Raw genomic sequence first — 17,767 nt, 5'->3', positions numbered from 1 at the left:
CAACCTGCAGGAGCACGGCCATCCGAAGTGGAAGCAGGTGAAGCTTGAACTACCCAGCCTCGGCAAAGGCTGGCAATACTATCAGCCCGTCGAGCGGCGCCTGAAGGCGTGTTTCGCGCATCGCGCCGCAATGCAGACCTCAAAAGGCCCGGCCACGGCACAAGGCGGCACACCCGCTCCAAGAGCCGACGGGCGGCCATGCTCGGATCAGGAGCGCTTGCTCCTGCTTTGCAAGTAAGCCCGCGAGTCAGCCGCCAGGCCATCCGGCTCGCGAACGCGATCCCCAAAGCGCGTAATCGGCGCGCCAGTCCGGCCTTCCAACGCCAGTGCGGCGTGGAGGCCGGTCCCCTTGCGCGCGCATGCAATCTCTCCTGGTATCTGCTTTCAGGATGTCCTAATGTCGATGGGTGCCGCGATGCCGGCACGTCGAAACGGCCGTCCCGATGCAGTGCGTCCTACCCTAACAACAAACAAGGAACCACCCATGAGAGATACCCCGTTCGCAATCCGGCGTAAAACGGCGCGGCTCAGTGCCGCGGTCGCCCTGGCAGGCGCGGCGCTTTTGCCGGGCGCACACGCTAGCGGAAACAACAGCGGCCACACAGCATTCAACAGACTGCCGCCGTTCGTCGTGGCGAGCAGTCTGCAAACCACCACCTACGACGGCGTCAGCGACGATCTGCTGACCGCCGGCCTCGGCAAAAGCGGGCTTGCCGGCGCGCAACCGGCCATCGCGAATCCCGCGGCTCCGACGGCAGCGGAATTGCGCAGGCTCGCGATCTGGGCGAACTATCGCGCGCTCGTCGACATCAGTGCGAACGGCGGCTATGGCCGCTTCTGGGGGCCTAACGTCGATCTCTACGGCAACGACACGCTGGGCGAAGGCAAGATCGCCGGCACCGAATACCTCGCGTTTGCCGACGACGGCAGCGGCCGCCAGAACGTCAGCCTGCTCGTGCAGGTGCCAACCAGTTTCGATCCGGCGAACCCGTGCATCGTGACAGCCACGTCGTCGGGCTCGCGCGGCGTGTACGGCGCGATCTCGGCGGCCGGCGAGTGGGGACTCAAGCGCGGCTGCGCAGTGGCCTATACGGACAAAGGCACGGGCAACGGCGCGGAGGAACTGATGAGCGGCCTCGTTACGCTGATCGATGGCCGCACGGCCGACGCCGCAGCGGCGGGACGCACGAGCATTTTCACCGCGAACGTGCCCGGGGGAGCGCTCGCCGCGTACAACCAGAAGTTTCCGAACCGCTATGCGTTCAAGCATGCGCATTCCCAGTTGAATCCCGAAGCGGACTGGGGCAAGGACACCCTCGAGGCCGTCCAGTTCGCATACTGGGTGCTCAACCAGCAGTTCGGGCCGCGCGTCGACGCATCGAATCACGGCGTGCGCTACGCACCCGGCGACATCACGACGATCGCGGCTTCCGTGAGCAACGGCGGCGGCGCGTCGCTCGCGGCAGCCGAAGAGGACACGGGCAAGTGGATCACGGCGGTCGTCGTCGGGGAACCGCAGATCAATGTGCGCATGCCCGGCGACGCGCAAGTCAGGGAAGGCGGTCAGCGTATTGCCGCAGCCGGCAAGCCGCTCGCCGACTATATGACGCTCGCAAACCTGCTGCAACCGTGCGCCGCACTCGCCGACGCCGCCGCTGGCGCGCCTTATCTCACGGCGCTGCCCGTGGCGACCACCACCGCGATTCGTCAGGCGCGCTGCACGTCGCTCGCGGCGGCAGGCTACATACACGGCGGCGATACGCAGGCGCAGGCAAACGACGCGCTCGCCCGCCTGCACGAAGCCGGCTACGAAGCGGACTCCGATCTGCTGCACGCGCCGATGTGGGATTCGCAGGCCGTGCCGGCCGTAGCGGTGACCTACGCCGATGCCTACACGCGCTCAAGCGTGCTGGACAACCTGTGCGGCTTCAACTTCGGCACGACGAACGCCGCGACGGGCGCGGCCGGCGTTGCACCGGCCGTCTCGCCCATGCTCACGATCTTCGGCGTGGGTAACGGCGTGCCGCCGACCAATGGCGTCAATCTCGTCTACAACGTCACGCCGCCGGGCGGCGCCGACCATCGGCTCGCCACGCCGGACGCGAGCTTCGCAGGCGCGGCCTGCGTGCGCGCGTTGTGGACGAAGGGCGATCCGCGCATGCGCCAAAGCGTTCAGGCGATCAGCGTCAATGCGAACCTGCACGGCAAGCCTGCGATCATCGTGCAAGGCCGCAGCGACGCGCTCGTGCCGATCAACCATGCTTCGCGCGCGTATCTCGCGGCAAACAGCGAACGAGAAGGCTCGCGCAGCCACCTGTCGCTTTACGAGGTGATGAACGGGCAGCACTTCGATGCCTTCCTCGCCGTGCCGGGCTTCGATACGCACTTCGTGCCGGTCCACTACTACAACATCGCCGCGCTCAATCTGATGTGGAGTCACCTGAAGAACGGCACGCCGCTGCCGCCGTCGCAGGTCATCCGCACGATTGCGCGCGGCGGCAGTCCGGGCGCCGCACCGCCGCTGGGACTCGCTAACCTGCCGGCCATCGTGGAGAATCCGGGCAGCAATGCGATTCGCGCGAACGATGGCGTCGTGAACGTGCCGCATTGAGGCACGCAGGCGGTTGGCGCGGCGCCCGCATCACACCAGCAGTTGCCGCGCCAGCACTTCCCTCGCCTGGGTCACGGTGTCCCCTTCGCCGGGATGAGGCGGCATGAGCGAGAACACGGCGTCGGGCAAGGTGGGCAACCGGTGCTTCGGGCCGAGACGCACGAGGCCCTCGCCGATCGCGGACGCGCACAGGCACCCGACGCCGAGGCCGGCTGCGAGCATGGACTGCAGCCCCGCCACGCCCGACGCGCTGTGGACGAGCACGTAGGGTAGGTCGTTTTCTTCGAGAGAGCGCACCGCGACCTGGTGCATCATGCAGTCGCCCGGCAGCAGCACGAGCGGCAGCGCTTGCGGCAACTGCTCGGCGAGCATGGGCGACGCGACCCAGTGGAGCGGCTCGCGCATCAACTCCCAGCGCGTGTCCGCGTCGTCGGCGGCGGGCCGGAACGGGCCGCTCGACAGGTGCATGACCACGCCGAGATCGATCTGCCGCTTCGCGTAGGCCACCTCGATGTCGGCGCTCTTCATCGCGCTCACGTGCAAGCTCAGTTGCGGATAGCAGTCGCGCAACCGCACGAGCAAACCCGCCACCTCGTTGGTGCGGAAGTACTCGGTAATCGCAACGCGCAGCTCGCCCTTGATCGCCTGGCCGCGCACCTCGTCGAACGCGGCTTCGTTGAGCGCCACGAGGCGCCGCGCGTGCTCGAGCAACCGCGTGCCCGCGGGCGTAAGCTCGACGCCGCGCTTGCTGCGCACGAACAGCGGCACGCCCGCGCGCACCTCGAGCTTGCGCACCTGCTCGCTGATCGTCGATTGCGAAAGATGCAGCAGCGGCACCGCCGCCGAAAGGCTGCCCACGTTCGCCACCGCCGCGAACGTCTTCAACTGGTCGAATTCGAAACCGCGCATGGCATTTCACATCCATCGAATAACTCGATAGATGGTACCACTTATTCCCGCTTTTCCGTTTCTTCGAGTGCCGTCAGAATGTCGATTCGATAGCCAGGCGGCGCGCCCATGGCGCTGCAGCCTGAGCGCAATCCAGCCCTTTATTGCTGAGCACACTCATGTCTGACAATACGTACGCGGCCTGCGCCGTGGCGCCCCGCGCGGCTGCCGAAGCCGGCCACAGCCATCACGGCTGGGCGCTGGTCGTTTTGCTGGTGGGCGCGATCCTGCCGCCGCTCGACTACTTCATCGTCAACCTGGCGCTGCCCGCGATCCGCGACGGACTCGGGGCGAACGCGTCCGAACTCCAGCTGGTCGTCTCGGCCTACGCGTGCGCGAACGCCGTCATGCTGATCACCGGCGGGCGGCTCGGCGACCTGTACGGGCGCAAGCGCATCTTCATGATCGGCATGGCGGGCTTCGTCGTCGCCTCCACGTTCTGCGGCCTCGCCACCAGCGGCGCGGCGCTCGTGGCCAGCCGCATCCTGCAAGGCCTGTTTGCGGCGACCCTCGCGCCGCAGGTGCTCGCCACCATCCGCAGCGTCTTCACGCCGCAGGAGCAGGTGCGCGTGATGAGCCTCTATGCATTCGTGTTCGGCGTGGCGGCGGTGATCGGCCAGCTTGGCGGCGGCGCGCTCATCAGCCTGCACCCGTTCGGTCTGGGCTGGCGCGCGATCTTTCTCGTCAACCTGCCTATCGGCGTGTTCGCGCTCATCGGCAGCTGGCGCTTCATTCCGGAAAGCCGGCCGCCGCGCGGCAAGCGCATCGACGTGCCGGGCACCGTGCTGCTTTCGCTGTTTCTGCTGATGCTCGTTTATCCGCTCACGCGCGGGCGCGAGTCCGGCTGGCCGTTGTGGATGCTCGCCTGCCTCATCGGTTCGCTCCCCATGCTGGGCCTGCTGCTGCGCGTGGAGTGGCGCAGCCTCGCGGGCGGCCGGGATCCCCTGCTCGACGTGCGGCTCTTCCGCAATCCGGTCATCGCGCTCGGCCTCGTGCTGGCGTTCCTGTTCTATACGATGAGCGCGTTTTTCCTGACCTATGGCATCTATCTGCAAGGCGGCCTGCACTGGACGCCGCTCGCATCGGGACTCGCGATCCTGCCGTTCGGCCTCGGGTTTCTTTCGAGCCCGCTGCTGATGCCGCGCCTCGTGCACCGGTTTGGCGGCTATCGCGTGCTCACGCTGGGCTTCGTACTGCTCGCGCTTGGGCTCACCGTTGCGGCTGCGCTCGCGGGCGTGGCGCAGCCCGGCGCTGGCTTCTATCTGGGCCTCGCCGCAATCGGCATCGGCCAGGGGCTCGTTCTGCCCTCCGTCGTGCGCATCGTGCTTGCCGAAGTGGCGCCCGAGCACGCGGGCATTGCCTCGGGCATGGTCACGGCAACGCTGCAAATTGGCGCCGCCGTTGGCGCGGCCACGCTAGGCGGCCTGTTCTTCTCGAAGCTCGGCGCGGCGCCCGGCATGCTCGACTACGCGCATGCGTTCAGGACGACGATGTTTTCGCTCGTCGCGATTCTGCTGCCTTGCGCGCTGCTTTCTACCGCGCTCGGACCGCTGCATCGGCGCATGCATGTCACGCATGTCACCGAGGCAAGCGGTCCGGTCACACGGTAATTTGCTCCGGAGTCCTCGCGATCAGAAGTCGATCTGCGCGGAGAGCAGCACGGTGCGCGGCGCGGACGTCGTGAGGTAGGAGCCCTGCTGGATCCAGTAGCGGCTGCCGAACAGGTTCTCCAGGTTCGCCCGGAACACCACGCTCTTTTGGGCAATTCGCGTGCTGTATCGGGCGCCGATGTCGTAGCGCGTCCACGACGGCAAGCGCAGCGTGTTGGCGGCGTCGTAGTACTGCGCGCCCGTGTGGATGATGCGGCCGTTGACGCTCAAGCCCTGCACCCACGGCAAGTCATAATCCGCACCAAGGTTGAACGCGAAGTTCGGCACGCCCACCGGCTCGTTGCCGTCGGTCGCTCCGCCAGCGGTGTTGCGCAGCTTCGCGTCGTAGAACGTCGCGCTCGCCATCAACCGCAGATGGCGAAACGCCTCGCCGTACGCGGCCAGTTCGAGGCCGCGCACGCGCGTTGTGCCATCGTAGCCATAGACGTTCGTCACCGGGTTCGTCACGCCATTGGGCTGCGAAAGCTGGAACACCGAGACCGTGGTCATCACGCGGCCCCAGTCGGCTTTTACGCCTGCCTCGTACTGGTTCGACTTGTACGGCGCGAACGCCTGGCCCGCGTTCGCGGTGCCGATCGGCGCCGTGCTGCCGTTCGTGAGACCCGACGTGAAGTTGCCGTAGACAGAGATGTTCGACCACGGCTTGAAGACGATGCCCGCGAGCGGCGAGATCGCCTGCTTTACATACGTATCGGTGCGCGCGCCTGTCGTCGTGTCGTAATCGTCCACGCCGATGACCTGACGCCGGAAGCCGCCCGTCAGCAGCAGGCGATCGTTCCAGAACGACATCGTGTCGATCAGCTGCTGGCTGTCGAGGCGCGTGTGGTTCGAGCGCTGGGCGTCGCCGCGCGCGGTCGTCGTGGCCGGAAGCGGCGTGGGATTGTAGAGATTCGAGGCCACCGACGAATCGGAGAGCGCATAGAAATAGCCCTGTTCCTCGTTTAACGACGTTGCGCCCGCAACCAGTGTGTGCTTCACGCCGAACGTGTCGAAGTGCAGACGCACGCCCGCGTCGACGGTGCGCGTGCGGTTGTACGCGTCGTAGTACCCGTTCATCACATTGAAGTCGCCCGCGGCGGTCATGCCGCTCGCCCACGGGAAATTCTGCTGCGACGTGCCGTAATGCTCGCCTGCCGCGCCATACACGGTCAGGTATTGGTTGACGTCGTACTCGAGCCGCGTGGTGACCGCCGAATCGCGCAGCCTGAGCTTCGAGCCGGGATAAAAGTTGGTCCACGACGACGGCGCCGCCGGCACCGCCGTAGCCGTGCCGAGGCCGATCTGCGGGCGGAATTCGTCGGTATTCTCGGAGATGTTGTACGCATCGAACGACCAGCGCAGCTTCTCGCCGCGGTAGTCGAGCGCAACGGCGCCATTGCCCTGGCTCTGGTTGCCGTGCGCGATGCCCGTTTGCCCGTCCTTGTACTGGCCGTTCACGCGGATGCCCCACTGGCCATCGCTGCCGAAGCGGCGGCCCACGTCCGCCTGCACGCCGAACTGCCCCTTCGACTGGTACAGCGCCGTGAGGCGCGTGAGCGGCTCGTCGTCGGCGCGCTTGGTGACGATATTGATCGCGCCGCCAATGCTCCCCGAAGGCCCCATGCCGTACATGAGCGAACCCGGACCCTGAAGCACTTCGACGCGCTCCATGAGGTTGACCGGCATGCGGCTCGCCGAGACCATGCCGTAAAGCCCATTGAGCGCCACGTCCGTTGCCTGAACGTCGAAGCCGCGAATCTGGAACACGTCGCCAAAGCCGCCGCTGCTCTGCTCGGCGCGCACCGAGGCGTTGTTCACCACGACGTCGGCGAGCGTGCGCGCCTGCGTGTCCAGCATCATCTGCTCGGTGTAGTTCGTGGTGCTGAACGGCTGATCCATCACGTTCGCCGTACCGAGCACGCCGATGCTGCCGCCCCGCGCCACCTGCCCGCCCGCGTAAGCGGCCGGCAGCTCGCCCGGCATGGCCGTGGCCTTGACGGACACCGCAGGCAGAACGCTGCCTTGCTGCTTCGTGTCGGCCGCCTTCGTGTCGGTCGTCGTATTGGCGGCCTGGCTGGCGTCGGCTGGTGTGGCCGGCGCACTCTGTGCGCACGCAACCGATGGCGCGATGGCGGTGGCCAGCAATCCCATCAGCAGTCGTTCGACCGTCCAGGAGATGGCGGTGCGCCGGAATGGCCTTGGTGTGTTTTCCCGTTCAAGCATATGGCTGTCGTTGTTGTTCGAAGAGGTGCTGCCTGCGGCGGCATTGATAATGATATTGCGAATCATTATCAATTGTAATGTAAACCTTTGCTTAAACAAAACGAAATCGCGGATTTTTCTGGGGACGTTGCGTGGACAACGGCTAACGGGGTTGCCTGCCGCTTTTCAGGACGTGGGCCACAAAGCATCGAGGCCGCTTCCCTGCGGAAGCGGCCTCGATGTACGGGGGAACGGGAACGCCGGCGACGAGGCCGCTACTCCGCCGTCCTAATGGGCGACGGCCTTTACGGTCAACGCGTTGTTCACCGACAACACGCCGGCCACGCCTTGTGCGGCCTGCGCGGCGGCGTCCACCTGGCCCTGCTCGGGCACCGAGCCAAGCAACGTCACCACGCCGTTGCGCGCGCGGACGGTCAGGTTGGTCACGTCCACCGCCTTGTCCTTGCCGAGCGCCTTGCGCACAGCCTTTTCAAGCATGTGGTCCGCCTTGCGGACGGCTTTGGCCGATGATGCGGCGGCCACTGGAACCGAGGAATCGGCGGGCTGGGCCTGCGCATTGAACGCGGCCAACGCCGTCATCGTGCCGACAATGATGGCGAATTTTTTCAATGCCATGGTTGCGTTGCTCCGATCAGAAGGTCGTTCGAATGCCGACGTTCGCGCCGACCGTCGTGCCTGGCGGCAGGCCGAGGCCTTCGGCGGCCAATCCGAGACCTTGCAGCCCCCCCACTCCGCTGCCGCCGCTCTCCACCGTCAGCCCCGAACCGAGGCAAACACCGTTGTGCGCGCAAGTGTTGTTCACAAGGCCGACCTGCGCATACAGCGACGTGCGCTTCGAAAGGAAGAATTGCGAACCGATCGCGCCCATCACCGAATGACCGCCGGAGTTCGCGCGGTCCTGCTGGTAGTACACGCCGGCGTTCAGATCGAGATACGGCAGCGGGAAATAGTCGAAGCCGCCGCTATAGATGTTCACACTGGTATTGGTCGAATACATCAGCGACGGATTCACCGAAACCGGCACGTTATTCGCCTTGAAGTTGGCGAACGCAGCCTTGGCAATCAGGCCGCCGAATTTGTAGCTCATCCCCGCGGTATAGGCGCGGACGTTGATGGGATAGAGTTCGCCAACGCTCGCGAGCGCACTGTCGGCCGCGTTGTTCGTGCTGATGTACGCCGCCGCGGCGAGGAATGTGCCGTTGGTGTAGCGCGCGCTGACCGACCATGCACGGCCGGTCTGGAAGGAACCGGCGACGCCGCCGAGCGCGTACAGCCCGGCCGCCTGGAACCCGCCGATGTCGGGCGACGTATACGACACCGCATTCGGCATGAAGACCGCGGCGATCAGACTGTTGTCGCTGACGGGCGTGAGAATGCTGCCGAATTCACCGGCGCCGCGCGGATCGAGAGCGTAAATGATGTTGAAGAATGGCGAGATCTGCAGGCCGGCCTTGACCGTACCGAAGCCGCCCGACAATCCGACCTCGGCGATACGATTGAACAGCCCGTTGTTGCCGCCCGGGTTATCGAAGCCCCCATTGGCAAGATTGATACCGCTTTCGAGCTTGAATTCCGCCTTGAGGCCGCCGCCCAGATCTTCCTTGCCGCTCAAACCAAACAGCGAAGGCGAATAGCCCGCGTTCGTGAGCTGGAACACGTGGCCCGTGCCCGTGCTGCTGCCGTTGAATTCCGGTGTCGAATGACTTAGATACATCACGCCGACATCGGCGATACCGTACAGCGTCACGCTCCCGTCCGCGTTCGCCGCGCTCGCCGCACAGAGCGCCGCGGCGGCCGCATATGTCTTGAGCAGCCATTTCCGTTGCTTCGCCATCTTCATGAGTCTCCTGTCTTTAGAGATGGTTTTTAAAATAGTTATGCGTTGTCTTGCTGACGATTCTTCCGTTCAATTCATTTCGGATTACAAATCATTTGGCATTCAAGTCGCGATGAAACCCCGGTGCTTTCCATCGCCGCTACGCCGCTTGAATGAAAGCGTGCTTCGTCTCTAGCCGGTCACGTCCGAATTGCTTTCGCAAAGCCCGGCAACAGCCTGCGAGGCAACCACGCGCATCTGCCCGAAAATCAGCCCCTTCCATTCGTCGTTGTCGCAGTAGAAGGCGTCCTTCAGGTTTTGCCGGATCTGCGCGGCGCTGGCCGCCTCGCAGTCCGGATGACGATGCAGCCAGTGATCGGCGCGCAGCGCCTGCAATACGTGCAGGGGTTCGTAAGTGCCGAATTCGAGACCCAGGGTCGTCTTTTCGACGCCCGGGAATTCGTCGTACGAAAACGTGATGATCGGGCCTTGCACATCGGCCGAAATCGAACCGGGTTCATGGATCGGCTTCACGTCGTTGCCCCACCAGCGGCGCGCTCTTTCCAGTTCGGCGCGATCCGTGCTCATGAAGATCTTTTCGCCGTGGCCATATGGGCCCAGCCCCGTGTGAAGATCGATCCACGCAAGGCGACGATAGCCGCTCGCGTGCGCGCGCAGGATCGAGTGGACGGCCCGCGTGCTCCAGCTCGTTTGCGCTCCGCCGTAGAACATCCCGTCTGGTACCGCGTACTGCCCCTTCGACACCGTCTCGCGCAACGCCGCTTCGCCGTGCGCCTGGATGTAGGCCCCGAGAGCGGCCTGATTGGCCGCGTCAGGCGGCCAAACCTCCGGCAGCAGCAAAGGATCGAGCGTGACGTATCCGGGATTCGAACCGGCCAGCGCCGCATGGTCCGCGCTATTGCGATTCAGATCGACGTTGTCTTCGTTCACCCGGCGCAGATGCGCGAAACCATACGGGTTGACGCCGTGAATCATCAACAGCGCGACGCCGCGCCGCTTCGCTTCGGCAAGGAAGGCCGCGTCGTCGAGCAGTCCGACCTGACAACCCGATCCGCAGAAACCCTCAACCCCATGCGTGCCCGACGTGATGATGAGCAACGCACGTGCGCCGGCAGGCGCGTGAATCGCGAGGTCGATCGACAAGCTCCCTCCATCGGGGCCGACAGCCGTGGGGTGCGCGACCTGCCTCAGTTCGAACCCGCCAGCACGCGCCGCTTGCGTGAATCGCTCGCGTGCCTGCGCATAGGAAGCGGAGAAATATTTTTTTATTACCATGCAGTGACCCCGATGAGATGCACGCGAGGCGTGCGTTCGGCCACAATGATCATGACTAACGCACCGGTGCACAAGGCAATAAAAAAACGGCCTTGATAACGCTTTTTTATCCCCTGGAGCAGAATGAAACTTCGTCAATTGCGGGTATTCCTCAGTGTCGCCGAGCAAGGCAGCTTGCATGGCGCCGCGCGCGCACTGCGTTTGACGCAACCCGCCGTCACAGTGACGATCCGCGAACTGGAAAGAACGCTGGGCGTGCCGCTTGTCGTGCGTTCGGTCAACGGCATTGCGCTCACCGAATACGGCGTCGTGTTTCAGCGCCGCGCACGCATGCTGGTCAACGACGTGCGGCACATTCATGAAGAACTGTCGACCATGCTCAATGGCGCGGGCGGAGAGGTCGCCGTGTCGGTGTCATCGGCCGTGGCGTGTGCTTTGCTGCCCCAGGCGTTTGGGCAGTTTCGCACGCAAAATCCCGATACCTCAGTAACCGTACGCGAACTGGCGCTGCCCACCGCGCTCAACGCACTGCGCGACGGCGACACCGATTTCGCGGTCATCACGGCGGTCGCAGACACGCAATGGCCCGATTTCGTCGAGCAGCGAAAGATCATGTCCATGCCGTTGCTGGTCGTGGCGCGCCAGGGCCATCCACTCGCGCATGCCCGCTCGATGTCGATGCTGCACGCAGCGGAATGGCTCGTGCCTTGCGAGCCCGGCGATCAGATCGACAAGGGGTTCAGCGCCTATTTCCACTCGCTGGGTCTGTCCGCGCCGAGCCGGATCATGCGCTGTCAGGCATTGGCGCCGTCCGTCGCCTTGATCGCGAAGACCGATGTGATTTGCGTGGCCACGCTGCCGACGTTCGAACTCGAGATGAAGCGCCGCAGGATCCGCGAAGTGAAGATCCACGAGCAGTTTCCCGACATGGACGTCTACGTCGTACAAAGGCGGGAGCGGCCGCTCACCACGGCGGCCGCGCGCTTTCTCGCCTGCGTCGAGCAAGCCGCCATGCAGTGAAGCGTTTGCCGTTACATCGGATACCTAACGATATCTCGCGAATCACCGCACCTGGTCGCCCATGGGAGGAAACACATTCCAGTAGCCGTCGTCGTGCTGAAAGAAGAACAGCGCGTGAAATCCCGTTGTCTGGCGCGTCTCCACGCACACATAGCGCGCCCTGCCTGAAGGGGTATGGCCAAACGCGGTGACGTGCACCGGCGTGGTGGGTGCGAGCCATTTTTCGACCTGATAACGCAGTGACTGCGTCTTCGTGCGTCTCATCTGGTCCTCCCAGACATCGGTTGGTTTTGCGGCCTTCTCGCCGGATTCGGCGACAACACCCTGCGCAAACCGGACGCTCCTGGTGCATGGCGCAATGCTTACCGCGCCGCATCAAGCGCTTGAGAAAGCACTTTAACTATAGCCAGAAAAGTCTTTCGCAAACTCGATTTCAGCAAGATAGCAACAAAACAACGGAAACCCGGAAGCATACACAGGGCCGCATCAGGCAGCGTTAGCTGGTGCACTGCACCAAACCGTGGCTCGTTAACGGATTTGTAAGCCTGGTATTGCAGGTGAAAGACGCAGCCCCTGCGCCGCGCCCCACGCACCCGCGGCACACACAACCGCCCCCACGAAAACAACGAGCCACAAATAAACTCCGCGAGGCCGATAGCGTTGCGGCAACACGGTGACGCTGAGTGCGACGAGCAACCCGAGGACGAGCGGCAACATCAACGTATTGATCACCTGCGCCGCGACGTTCAGGGAAACGAGATCGGGCGCGAGCCAGACCGCCCACGCACTGCCGGCTACGGCCAGCGCATACGCGCCATAAAACCAGGGCGCACGGTCGGGACGGTCCTCCAGCGACGCCCTGTACCCGAACACATCGCCAAGCCCCCATGCCAGCGCGAGAGAACTCACGATGGCCGCCACCAGCGCCGCGCCGAGCACGCCCACGCCAAACAGCAGGCGGCCTGCCAACGGCCCCGTAACGGCAACGAGCGCATTGCTGATTTCGCCAATGCTGTCGAGCGAGCGCGGCTCACCATGCGCCGACAACGTTGCGGCCGCAGCGACGAGCACCGCTGCCGTGAGCCATTGCGTGAGGACGGCGCCGACTGCCGTCTCGACCCGCGCCGACGTGAAGTCCTTTTCCGTGAGGCTGTCCGCGACCGCCGCCTGCTGATAGAACACCATCCATGGATTGAACGTCGCGCCAATGAGCGCCGCGGCGAGATAACCGGCTTGCCGGCCGCCGGCTGCCAGGTGAGTCATCTGCGGGACCATGACCTGAAGCTGGTGGCGCGCACTCCATGCGACGGCGAAAAACGTGAGATCGAATGCGCCGATGGCAATGGCGATCCGGTCTACGCGCTTGTGCGAGCCCGTGAGCACAATGCCTGTCAACAGGATCACGGCGAGCGGCAGCGTGACGGAGCGCGATACGCCATACATCTCCCCCACACCAGCGACGCCAGTAAACTCCGTGACGAGCGACCCCAGCACGGCGACGACCAGACCCGCTGCGGCCAGCGACGCCCAAACCGGGCCGAAGCGCGAGCGGATGAGTTCGCCATATCCGCGCCCGGTGAAAATGCCGAGACGTACGGTCAGTTCCTGGACCATGTAGAGCAACGGGACGAGCGCGAGCAGCACGGGCAAGAGCCGCAGCCCCGTTTGCGCGCCCGCCTGTGCGGCGGTCACGACGTTACCGGCGTCGCAGTCGGCCAGCATCACGAGAAGCCCAGGGCCCCATAGGGCGAGCCGGCGCAGTCCTCGCGAAACGGTTTCCTTGAGCGTCGGGAGACGGGTCATGCGTTCTGAAAGGATGCGCCTGTAGTATCTGTCGAGCGATTGTAGCGTGCGAGTCAAGACGCGCTGTCCCGAGGGACGTTGAATTTCATTTTCCTTACCTATGGCCTTTATATCAGCGCGTTCCGCCAATCACACGACAGACGTTCCGCCCGCCCTCATCCTCGGCGCCATAGGCGTGGTGTTCGGCGACATCGGAACCAGCCCGCTCTACACATTGCGCGAATGCCTGAAAGCCGCCGGCGGAATAAGCCAGGCCAACGTATTCGGTATCGTGTCGCTGATCCTCTGGTCGATCATCATCGTCGTGACGCTCAAGTACGTGAGCTTCGTGATGCGTGCGGACAATGACGGCGAAGGCGGCATTCTGGCGCTTACGGCGTTAGCCGCTCGCGTGGCGCCCGTGCGGCTGCGCACCGTGCTCCTGACACTCGGCGTTTTCGGCGCCGCGATGTTTTACGGCGACTCGATGATCACACCGGCGATTTCGGTCATCTCGGCAGTGGAAGGCGTCGAACTCGTGGACCCTCATTTGGCCACGTGGATCGTGCCCATTGCACTCGTTATCCTGACCGGCCTGTTCAAGCTCCAAAAGCACGGCACAGCCACGGTCGGAAAAGTTTTCGGACCGGTCATGATCGTATGGTTCTTGACCCTTGCCGTACTCGGTGTTTTTCATATCGCACACAACCCCGGCATATTGCGCGGCGCATTGCCCTCTTATGCATTGAGCTTCGTTGCGCACGCACCTGGTACGGCGTTCGTCGTACTCGGCTCCGTGTTCCTCGCCTTGACGGGGGGCGAAGCGCTCTATGCGGACATGGGGCACTTCGGCAAGACACCCATCCGGCTCGCGTGGCTGCTGCTCGTGCTGCCAAGCCTCATTCTCAACTACTTCGGCCAGGCCGCGCTCGTGCTCGCGACGCCTTCCGCGCTCACGCAGCCGTTCTTTTCCCTCGCGCCGGGCTGGGCACTGCTTCCGCTGGTGCTGCTGGCTACGGCGGCGACGATCATCGCGTCGCAGGCCGTCATTTCCGGCGCGTTTTCCATGACGAAGCAGGCCGTCCAGCTGGGCCTGCTGCCGCGCATTCCGGTCATACATACGTCGACGCACGAAGTGGGTCAGGTCTACGTCCCGTTCATCAACATATCGCTCTATGCGGCGGTCGTATTCCTCGTGGTGTTCTTCCGGTCATCGGACAATCTCGCGGCCGCTTATGGCATTGCCGTTGCCTCGACGATGCTGCTGACAACGCTGCTCATGTACTTCATTACCCACTGCCTGTGGAACTGGAAGCCGGCCGCAACGGCGGCTGTGATCGGGCCGCTGGCCATTGTGGATGCGGTATTCGTTGCGAGCAACGCGAGCAAGGTCCTCGATGGCGGATGGTTTCCGCTGCTGGCAGGCGGCGTGCTGTTCACCGTCATGACGACATGGCATCGCGGGCGGGAGTTGGTCGTCGAGCGTGTGAAAAGCGACAACCTGCCCTTACCGGCATTCATCCAGTCGCTGTGCGCGGGATCGCACCCGCCTCCCCGCGTGAACGGAACGGCTGTGTTTCCCGGCGGAGTGCCCGGCATGACGCCGAGCGCGTTCATGCACAATCTCAAGCATAACGGCGTGATGCACGACACCAATATCTTTCTGGCCGGCACGACCGAGAACGTTCCGCATGTGCCCGAAAGCGAGAAAGTCTCAGTGAGCGATCTCGGGCACGGATGCTACGCGGTTGCGGCGCGCCATGGCTTCATGGAAATGCCCAACGTCCCCGCACTCCTTCTGCTTGTGCAAAAACAGATACCTGCATGGCAGTACGAACCCGCAGCCACATCGTTCTTCCTCGCCCGCGACACGATCCTCGCAACCGCACAGAGCAAAGGCATGTCGTTATGGCGTGAAAAGCTATTCGCGTTCATGGCGCGCAACGCGGCGCAAGCGGCCGAGTATTACAGCCTGCCCGCGAACCGGGTGGTCGAGATGGGCGGACAGATCAACCTATAAGGCACGTGATCGGGCGCATCGCTGGAGAAAGACAACGCATGACGAATGACGCTTGTCGGTGGCCATCCGGCGCGCGTCATTCGTTCGATTGCGTCATAGCCGCGCGCCGCTCTGTTCGAGCCGCGCTGTTGACGTCACTGTTGACGTCACGCAGCAGACGGGCCCGATGACCGGATGGCAATACGCCGGTGGTGGACGGCGAGCGCCGCCTCGCCGCCGCTCGTGGCGTGAAAGAGTCCAAGCTGTTCGAACTCCTCTTCCTGCAGCGGCGTGATGGCGATATCCGTGTAGGCGTAGCGATCCGGCGCCTTCATGACCTTCCTGAGGGTAGCCTCTGTCCTGAGGTAGAAGCGCAGATACCTTGTCAGCTTGACAGCGGTCTCACTCCAGTAGCGCGGATAGAAGCGCAACGGCGATTCGACCGGCAGCCCCCAACGGCGGTCACGGCGGCGTTTCATGCGCAGAGCGCCCCCTTCGAGCGGATGCACACCCTCGTGTTCAATCATCAGTCTGAACCAGGCGATGGTGCGCATGATCGTCTTCGGCCGGCCGTTCGGGATCTGCGCTGCCCGCTTGACGATCGTGCGGATGTGCTCGTACGAATAGAACGCACTCCACGCGCACCGATACGCTTCTTCCCATTCAGCGTCCGACATTTTCGGGTGGTGCGTGACCCGGTGGTTGGTGTCGTATTTGTTGATGTCCGGGTCCATCCACTCCCCGTTTCGAACCATCGTTTGATGATCTTCGGAGCCCGGAAGCGGAGTCAGCATGAAGAATTCGAGAATGTCGATTGGCAATTCACGCTTGATGATTTCGATGTCACGCAGGATCGATTCTTTCGTGTCCGCCGGGAAGCCGATGATATAGCCGGCGTAAGTAATCGCACCGTGGACGCGCCACTGCTGCAGCATGGCGCGGTATTCGGTGATCTTGTTCTGCCGCTTCTTCGCCGCGATCAGATTCTCGGGATTGATATTCTCCAGCCCGATGAACACGCGACGCACACCCGCGCGCGTTGCTTTCTCGATGAAACCTGGAATCTTGTGACAGAGCGTGTCGACCTGGATCGTGAAGCCGCAGTGAATGCCTTCCTTTTCCCGAAGTTCGATGACGCGGTCGAGAAGGATTTCCCAGTCGTGGTTGCGGGCGAAATTATCATCCGTGACGAAGAACCGGTCGATGCCCTGCTTCGCGTTCTCGCGGATGATCTTCTCGAGATCGTCAGGGGTGCGAAAGCGGCTCTTGTGGCCTTGCACGTTGATGATCGTACAAAACGAGCACTGATACGGGCAACCACGACCGAGGTCCACCGAGGTATAGGTCCCCGCCGTGCGTTCGATATGCTTGCGCGGCAAGAAGGGCTGGGGAGCGCCTTCGAGCGACGGTAAGTCGTTCATGAAATTATACAAAGGCTTCATTGCATCATTCCACGCGTCGAGAAGGACCTCGTCGAAACGCCGCTCCTCGGCCTCTCCAGCGAAGAGCGCCACGCCCATTGCTTGCGCTTGCGTAAGCTCAGCGGGCATGTCGGGCAGCATGGAGATGCAGCCAGAAACGTGGAAACCACCGATCGCAACCGGCAAGCCTGCATCACGGAACTGGCGGGCGAGGTCGAGTGCTCGCGGGTACTGGTTCGACTGGACACCGACCAGACCAATCAACGATCTCCCGCCTTTTGCCTTCAGGTCACGAATGATGCGCGCCGGCCACACCCGCTGGTTGGTTTCGTCGCATGTCTCGATGTCGAAATGGACGCCAGGGCCCAGCAGCGCTCGCTTTCGCGCGTCATCAGCAAGCGCATACATACACGCGAGTGTATTGGAAGGCATGACCGAGCGGAGCCACTGGATCGGGTAGCCGTCGTCGTCGTAATGGGTCGGCTTGATGAGGACAAGGGTGAATCGGCAGCTGTCAGAAGTCGAGTAGATCGCGTCCATGGTCTGCTCTGTAGCCCTGTCTGGAAGTCACAAAACCGTGAAGGTCGTCCGTCTTCAGAAAATCTGAGTTGGATCGCAAACTGGCAAACAGCACAACAACCCGCATCCTACCTGTCTGGCCGCCCTTTGTGTTTACAATTCCGCAGACGCGGGATTACGAGGATTGCGATCCTGTTGGGGCCGACAAGAACGACGACACGGCCGGCTACGCCATCAGCCCGCGCATGCACAAATGCATCGAGCATGTCTTCGGCTGGAGCACGACGCCGCCCGACATCCATTCGACACGAACCAAACCGACGCGGCGACTCTCTGGAAAGAGCGTGCCGCGCATCGCCTGGCCGCGCGAACACACTCGCGCAACTATGAATAGCTCAATTGCTTGTTTGTGGTGAGAGAACCGATCGGCAAGAATGCTCCTGCCAAATTTTGGTCAGGATCACGATATGTCGAACGCGCCCA

The 17,767-nt window shown here is 63.4% G+C and carries 13 protein-coding genes and 1 pseudogene; 6 read left to right on the top strand and 8 right to left on the bottom strand.

Annotation, left to right across the window (positions count from 1 at the left end):
• A pseudogene (locus tag U5A52_RS11305) lies at positions 1-238 on the top strand (C4-dicarboxylate ABC transporter substrate-binding protein); the annotation flags it as partial.
• A gap of 246 nt (positions 239-484) precedes the next feature.
• Positions 485-2,611, top strand: a complete 2,127-nt coding sequence (locus U5A52_RS11300) for a D-(-)-3-hydroxybutyrate oligomer hydrolase (protein ID WP_321934799.1) — start codon at positions 485-487, stop codon at positions 2,609-2,611.
• A 30-nt stretch (positions 2,612-2,641) separates the two neighbouring features.
• On the opposite strand, the gene U5A52_RS11295 is transcribed toward U5A52_RS11300, so the two are convergent.
• Positions 2,642-3,520, bottom strand: coding sequence for a LysR family transcriptional regulator (locus tag U5A52_RS11295; protein ID WP_321911806.1), 879 nt, complete (start codon positions 3,518-3,520; stop codon positions 2,642-2,644).
• 158 nt (positions 3,521-3,678) lie between these two features.
• Here U5A52_RS11295 and U5A52_RS11290 point away from each other — a divergent pair, with 158 nt between their 5' ends.
• Positions 3,679-5,169: an MFS transporter gene (locus U5A52_RS11290; protein WP_321934798.1), complete on the top strand. Its 1,491-nt coding sequence runs from the start codon at positions 3,679-3,681 to the stop codon at positions 5,167-5,169.
• Positions 5,170-5,190: 21 nt separating this feature from the next.
• Here the strand turns inward: U5A52_RS11290 and U5A52_RS11285 are convergent, their stop codons facing one another.
• From U5A52_RS11285 to U5A52_RS11270, 4 genes are all read right to left on the bottom strand, one after another.
• Positions 5,191-7,431, bottom strand: coding sequence for a TonB-dependent siderophore receptor (locus tag U5A52_RS11285; protein ID WP_321934797.1), 2,241 nt, complete (start codon positions 7,429-7,431; stop codon positions 5,191-5,193).
• Between the two features lie 267 nt (positions 7,432-7,698).
• Entirely contained in the window at positions 7,699-8,046 is a 348-nt protein-coding gene (locus tag U5A52_RS11280) for a BON domain-containing protein (RefSeq protein WP_321934796.1), read from the bottom strand.
• A 16-nt stretch (positions 8,047-8,062) separates the two neighbouring features.
• Complete coding sequence (locus U5A52_RS11275; protein WP_321934795.1) at positions 8,063-9,271, bottom strand: porin; 1,209 nt, start codon at positions 9,269-9,271, stop codon at positions 8,063-8,065.
• 168 nt (positions 9,272-9,439) lie between these two features.
• Positions 9,440-10,543 carry a M14 family metallopeptidase gene (locus U5A52_RS11270; protein ID WP_321934794.1) on the bottom strand — a complete coding sequence of 368 codons (1,104 nt, stop codon included), beginning with the start codon at positions 10,541-10,543 and terminating at the stop codon, positions 9,440-9,442.
• 123 nt (positions 10,544-10,666) lie between these two features.
• On the opposite strand from U5A52_RS11270, the gene U5A52_RS11265 reads away from it, so the two are divergent.
• Positions 10,667-11,563 (top strand): LysR substrate-binding domain-containing protein, encoded by an 897-nt coding sequence (locus U5A52_RS11265; protein ID WP_321911816.1) that lies wholly within the window; start codon positions 10,667-10,669, stop codon positions 11,561-11,563.
• A 42-nt stretch (positions 11,564-11,605) separates the two neighbouring features.
• Here U5A52_RS11265 and U5A52_RS11260 read toward each other — a convergent pair whose 3' ends face one another.
• Positions 11,606-11,827 carry a hypothetical protein gene (locus U5A52_RS11260; protein WP_321911817.1) on the bottom strand — a complete coding sequence of 74 codons (222 nt, stop codon included), beginning with the start codon at positions 11,825-11,827 and terminating at the stop codon, positions 11,606-11,608.
• A 264-nt stretch (positions 11,828-12,091) separates the two neighbouring features.
• Complete coding sequence (locus U5A52_RS11255) at positions 12,092-13,366, bottom strand: NRAMP family divalent metal transporter (RefSeq protein WP_321934793.1); 1,275 nt, start codon at positions 13,364-13,366, stop codon at positions 12,092-12,094.
• A gap of 100 nt (positions 13,367-13,466) precedes the next feature.
• Here U5A52_RS11255 and U5A52_RS11250 point away from each other — a divergent pair, with 100 nt between their 5' ends.
• Positions 13,467-15,365 carry a potassium transporter Kup gene (locus U5A52_RS11250; protein ID WP_321911819.1) on the top strand — a complete coding sequence of 633 codons (1,899 nt, stop codon included), beginning with the start codon at positions 13,467-13,469 and terminating at the stop codon, positions 15,363-15,365.
• Positions 15,366-15,511: 146 nt separating this feature from the next.
• On the opposite strand, the gene U5A52_RS11245 is transcribed toward U5A52_RS11250, so the two are convergent.
• Positions 15,512-17,305 carry a radical SAM protein gene (locus U5A52_RS11245; RefSeq protein ID WP_321934792.1) on the bottom strand — a complete coding sequence of 598 codons (1,794 nt, stop codon included), beginning with the start codon at positions 17,303-17,305 and terminating at the stop codon, positions 15,512-15,514.
• 68 nt (positions 17,306-17,373) lie between these two features.
• Here U5A52_RS11245 and U5A52_RS11240 point away from each other — a divergent pair, with 68 nt between their 5' ends.
• Positions 17,374-17,700, top strand: coding sequence for a hypothetical protein (locus U5A52_RS11240; protein ID WP_321934791.1), 327 nt, complete (start codon positions 17,374-17,376; stop codon positions 17,698-17,700).
• Positions 17,701-17,767 lie beyond the last annotated feature (67 nt).

The sequence above is a fragment of the Paraburkholderia sp. J8-2 genome (assembly GCF_905220195.1).
GTDB lineage: Bacteria > Pseudomonadota > Gammaproteobacteria > Burkholderiales > Burkholderiaceae > Paraburkholderia.
The sequence above is the reverse complement of the archived record's forward strand: the minus strand, read 5'-3'. Positions and strand labels throughout refer to the sequence as shown.

Excerpts from the sequence above, each read along its gene's own strand:
- U5A52_RS11300 (WP_321934799.1), top strand. The coding sequence starts at position 485 with ATGAGAGATACCCCGTTCGCAATCCGGCGTAAAACGGCGCGGCTCAGT.
- U5A52_RS11295 (WP_321911806.1), bottom strand. The coding sequence starts at position 3,520 with ATGCGCGGTTTCGAATTCGACCAGTTGAAGACGTTCGCGGCGGTGGCG.
- U5A52_RS11290 (WP_321934798.1), top strand. The coding sequence starts at position 3,679 with ATGTCTGACAATACGTACGCGGCCTGCGCCGTGGCGCCCCGCGCGGCT.
- U5A52_RS11285 (WP_321934797.1), bottom strand. The coding sequence starts at position 7,431 with ATGCTTGAACGGGAAAACACACCAAGGCCATTCCGGCGCACCGCCATC.
- U5A52_RS11280 (WP_321934796.1), bottom strand. The coding sequence starts at position 8,046 with ATGGCATTGAAAAAATTCGCCATCATTGTCGGCACGATGACGGCGTTG.
- U5A52_RS11275 (WP_321934795.1), bottom strand. The coding sequence starts at position 9,271 with ATGAAGATGGCGAAGCAACGGAAATGGCTGCTCAAGACATATGCGGCC.
- U5A52_RS11270 (WP_321934794.1), bottom strand. The coding sequence starts at position 10,543 with ATGGTAATAAAAAAATATTTCTCCGCTTCCTATGCGCAGGCACGCGAG.
- U5A52_RS11265 (WP_321911816.1), top strand. The coding sequence starts at position 10,667 with ATGAAACTTCGTCAATTGCGGGTATTCCTCAGTGTCGCCGAGCAAGGC.
- U5A52_RS11260 (WP_321911817.1), bottom strand. The coding sequence starts at position 11,827 with ATGAGACGCACGAAGACGCAGTCACTGCGTTATCAGGTCGAAAAATGG.
- U5A52_RS11255 (WP_321934793.1), bottom strand. The coding sequence starts at position 13,366 with ATGACCCGTCTCCCGACGCTCAAGGAAACCGTTTCGCGAGGACTGCGC.
- U5A52_RS11250 (WP_321911819.1), top strand. The coding sequence starts at position 13,467 with ATGGCCTTTATATCAGCGCGTTCCGCCAATCACACGACAGACGTTCCG.
- U5A52_RS11245 (WP_321934792.1), bottom strand. The coding sequence starts at position 17,305 with ATGGACGCGATCTACTCGACTTCTGACAGCTGCCGATTCACCCTTGTC.